Source organism: Streptomyces tricolor, assembly GCF_002155905.1.
Lineage (GTDB): Bacteria > Actinomycetota > Actinomycetes > Streptomycetales > Streptomycetaceae > Streptomyces > Streptomyces tricolor.
On sequence record NZ_MUMF01000230.1, the window covers coordinates 1 to 4,520 of the forward strand.

Annotated in this window: 1 protein-coding gene; it reads right to left on the minus strand. The window is 75.0% G+C overall.

Features of this window, described 5'->3' with window-relative positions:
* The coding region (locus CCN44_RS17320; RefSeq protein ID WP_143649817.1) for a type I polyketide synthase at window positions 1-4,520 on the minus strand (4,520 nt) is incomplete at both ends.

Consider the following 4,520-nt stretch of genomic DNA (forward strand, 5'->3'; position numbering starts at 1 on the left):
GGCACGGCGCCCCGGGTGACGACGACCAGTCGGGCCGCGTCGAGGCCGGGGGCGGCCAGCCACGCCTGGACGACCTCCAGCACCCGGCCGGTGAGGGCGAGCGCCGCCGCGTCGTCCGTCGCCCCGGTACGGCCGGCCTCCAGCACGACCACCGGGGGCACGCCCGAGCCGTCGGTGAGCGCGGCCACGTGCGCGGGCTCGCTGATCGGCACCCAGGCGGGCGGCAGGTCCGTGCCCGGCTCCGTGGCCGCGGGCAGCTCCGTCCACTCGACGCGGAACAGGGACTGCCGGCTGTCGTCGGCCGCCGCGCCGAGCTGATCGGCGGACACGGCCCGGGAGACCAGCGAGCGCAGCGTGAGCACCGGGGTGCCGGTCTCGTCCGCCGCGTCCAGGGACAGGGCGTCGGGCGCGGACCGGGTCAGCCGCACGCGCAGTGCCGAGGCGCCGGACGCGTGCAGGCGCAGGCCGTTCCAGCCGAACGGGAGGTGGACGCCGTTCCCGTCGTCGGTGCGGTTCTCGCCCTCGGGGTCGGAGAGCGCCACATCCAGCATCGCGGGGTGCAGCGCGGCGTCGAGCAGGGCCGGGTGGATGCCGAAGCGGCCGGCGCCGGCCCGCTGGTCCTCGGGCAGCGCGACCTCGGCGAAGAGGTCGTCGCCGCGCCGCCAGAGGGCGCGTACGCCCTGGAAGACCGGCCCGTAGCCGTAGCCGGCCGCGGCCAGCAGCTCGTAGCCGCCGGAGACGTCCACCTGCCGGGCGCCGGTGGGCGGCCACACGGCGAGGTCGGCGACCGGCTGGGCCGCGTCGGCCGGTGCCGGGGCGGTGAGGGTGCCGGTGGCGTGCCGGGTCCAGGCGTCGACGCCGACGTCTCCGGCGGCGTCCTCGGGTGCCGAGTACACGGCGACCGTGCGGGAGCCCGTCTCCGCCGGGCCGCCGACGGCGACCTGGAGGCGCACCCCGCCCTGCTCCGGCAGCACCAGCGGGGCCTCGATGACCAGCTCTTCGAGGACTCCGCAGCCCACCTCGTCACCGGCTCGCACGGCCAGCTCCACCAGACCGGTGCCCGGGACGAGCACCGCCCCGCCGACCGCGTGGTCGGCCAGCCAGGGGTGGGTGCGCAGGGAGAGTCGGGAGGTGCACAACACCCCGCGGGTCTCCGGCACTTCGACCACCGCGCCGAGGAGGGGGTGGTCGGCGCCCGCCTGTCCGAGGGCGGTCGCGTCCGCCGCGGGGGCGGGCTTCAGCCAGTAGTGGCGGCGGTCGAAGGCGTACGTCGGCAGATCCACCTGTGCACCATCGGCGCCCTCGGGCAGGACACCGGTCCAGTCGACGGCCACGCCCTGCACGAAGACCTCGGCCATCGACGTCAGCAGCCGTCGGGGGCCGCCCTCCTCGCGGCGCAGGGAACCGCTGACGACCGCCTCGGACTCCGCCTCGTCCACGATCTCGTTCACCGGCTGGACCAGGACCGGGTGGGCGCTGGACTCGATGAACACCGAGTGCCCCTCGGTCAGCAGCGAGGCCACCGCCGGACCGAAACGCACCTGGCCACGAAGATTGCGGTACCAGTAGCCGCCGTCCAGGACACCCGCCTCGCGGACCCACTCGCCGGTCACGGTGGAGAAGAACGGCACCACCGGCGCCTGACCGTGGATGTCCGCGAACGCGTCCGCCAATGCCCCTTCGATCGCCTCCACATGGCGGGTGTGAGACGCGTAGTCCACCGCGACCCGGCGCACGCGTACGCCGTCGGCCTCCAGTGCGGCGAGCGCCTCGTCCAGCGCCTCGGCGTCACCGGCGATCACCGAGGAGGAGGGGCTGTTGACGGCCGCGACCTCAACTCGGCCTTCCCACGCGGCAATGCGTTCCGCTGCCTCGGCCTCCGGCAGCGCCACCGAGGCCATACCGCCCCGGCCCGCCAACTCCCCCGCGATCACCTGACTGCGCACGGCGACGATCCGCGCCGCATCCTCCAACGACAGCGCACCAGCGACACACGCAGCCGCGATCTCACCCTGCGAGTGACCCACCACCGCATCCGGCACCACACCCACGGACGCCCACACAGCAGCCAGACCGACCATCACCGCGAAGCTCGCCGGCTGGACCACGTCCACACGGTCCAGCAGATCGGCCTCACCGCGCAGGACGGCCTTCAGATCCCAGTCCACCCACGGCTCCAACGCCCGGGCGCACTCCTCGATCCGCTCCGCGAACACCGGTGAGGACTCCAGCAACTCCCGGCCCATCCCCGGCCACTGCGACCCCTGCCCAGGGAACACCAGCACCGTCCGCCCCGACGTCCCCGCAGCGCCGGTCACCAGACCGGGCGCCGACTCCCCCCGGGCCAGCGCGCCCAGCCCGGCCACCGCCTCCTCCCGCGACCCGGCCACGACCACAGCCCGCTCCGACAGCACCGCCCGCCGCCGCACCAGCGCACCCGCGATCTCCGTCGGCGAGGCGTCGGTGTCGGCGACGAACGCGGCGAGCCGTTCCGCCTGGCCGGCCAGCGCGCCGTCCGACGCGGCCGACACCACCAGCGGCACGACACCGTCCTGCGGCACCACACCGTCCTGCGGCTCCCGCACGACGACGGGCTCCTCGGGGGCCTGCTCGAAGATGAGGTGGGCGTTGGTGCCGCTCAGTCCGAAGGAGGAGACGCCGACGCGGCGCGGACGGCCGGTGTCCGGCCACTGCCGGGCCTCGGTGAGCAGTTCCACGGAGCCGGCCGACCAGTCGACCTGCGGGGTGGGTTCCGCCACGTGCAGGGTCGGGGGCAGGACGCCGTGCCGCAGCGCCTCCACCATCTTGATCACGCCGGCGACGCCCGCGGCGGCCTGGGTGTGGCCGATGTTGGACTTCACCGAGCCCAGCCACAGGGGCTCGTCGCGGTCGCGGCCGTAGGTGGCGAGCAGGGCCTGGGCCTCGATGGGGTCGCCGAGCGCGGTGCCCGTGCCGTGGGCCTCCACCGCGTCGACGTCCGCCGCGGTCAGTCCGGCCGCCGCCAGGGCGCGGCGGATGACGCGCTGCTGCGAGGGGCCGTTCGGGGCGGTCAGGCCGTTGGAGGCGCCGTCCTGGTTGATCGCGCTGCCGCGCAGCACGGCGAGGACGCGGTGGCCCTTGCGGCGCGCCTCCGAGAGGCGTTCCAGGACGACCACGCCGACGCCCTCGGCCCAGCCGGTGCCGTCGGCGGTCGAGGAGAAGGCCTTGCAGCGGCCGTCGGGGGCGAGGGCCCGCTGCCGGGAGAACTCCACGAAGGTGCCGGGGGTCGCCATGATGGTCGCGCCGCCGGCGAGGGCGAGCGAGCACTCGCCGCCCCGCAGCGCCTGGGCGGCCAGGTGCATGGCGACCAGGGACGAGGAGCAGGCGGTGTCCACGGTCACCGCGGGACCTTCGAAGCCGAAGACGTACGACACCCGGCCCGAGGCCACGCTCACCGCGGAGCCGGTGGCCGTGAAGCCGCCCAGCTCGGGCGGGATGTCGCCGCCGATGCCGTAGCCCTGGGTCATCACGCCGGAGAACACGCCGACGTCGGTGCCCTTGAGCGCGGACGGGTTCACGCCCGCACGCTCCAGCGCTTCCCAGGAGGTTTCGAGGAGGAGCCGCTGCTGCGGGTCCATCGCCAGCGCCTCGCGCGGCGAGATGCCGAAGAAGCCCGCGTCGAAGAGGCCGGCCTCGTGCAGGAAGCCGCCCTGGTCGACGTACGAGGTGCCGATGTTCTCGGGGTCGGTGTCGAAGAGGTGGTCCGCGTCCCAGCCGCGGTCGTCGGGGAACCCGGAGATCGCGTCGCGGCCCTCGGACACCAACCGCCACAGTTCTTCGGGACTGTTGACGCCTCCGGGCAGTCGGCAGGCCATGCCGACGACGGCGATCGGCTCGTCCGGGTCGGCCACGACGACGGTGGGCGCCGCCGCCCCGGTGACGTCGCCGTTCGGTCCGTCCAGCTCGTCGCGGAGGAAGCGGGCGAGCGCGAGCGGAGTCGGATAGTCGTAGACGAGGGTGGCGGGGAGGCTGAGCCGGGTGGTGTCGCGGAGCCGGTTGCGCAGCTGGACGGCGGTGAGGGAGTCGAAGCCGGCGTCCTTGAACGCCTTGTCGGCCTTGACCTTCTCGGGGCCGGTGTGGCCGAGCACGGTCGCGACGTGGGTGCGGACCAGGTCCAGGAGCAGGGCCTCCCGCTCGGCCGGGGTCAGGCCCGCGAGCCGGCCGGCCAGGCCGCTGCCGCGGCCGGCGGCGATGCGGGCGGCGGCGCGCCGGCTGTGGGGGATCAGCGTGCGCAGCAGGGACGGTATGTCGCCGCCGGCCGCGGCCTCGGCGCGGATGGCCCGCAGGTCGAGTTTGATCGGGACGAGGAGGCTGTCGCCGTCGTGCAGGGCCGCGTCGAAGAGGTCGAGGCCCTCGTCGGGGGTGATCGCCTGGAATCCGCCGCGGTGCATGCGGGCCTGGTCGACGTCGTTCAGGTGGGCGGTCATGCCGGTGGCCTGCTCCCACAGACCCCACGCCAGCGACACACCCGGCAACCCGGC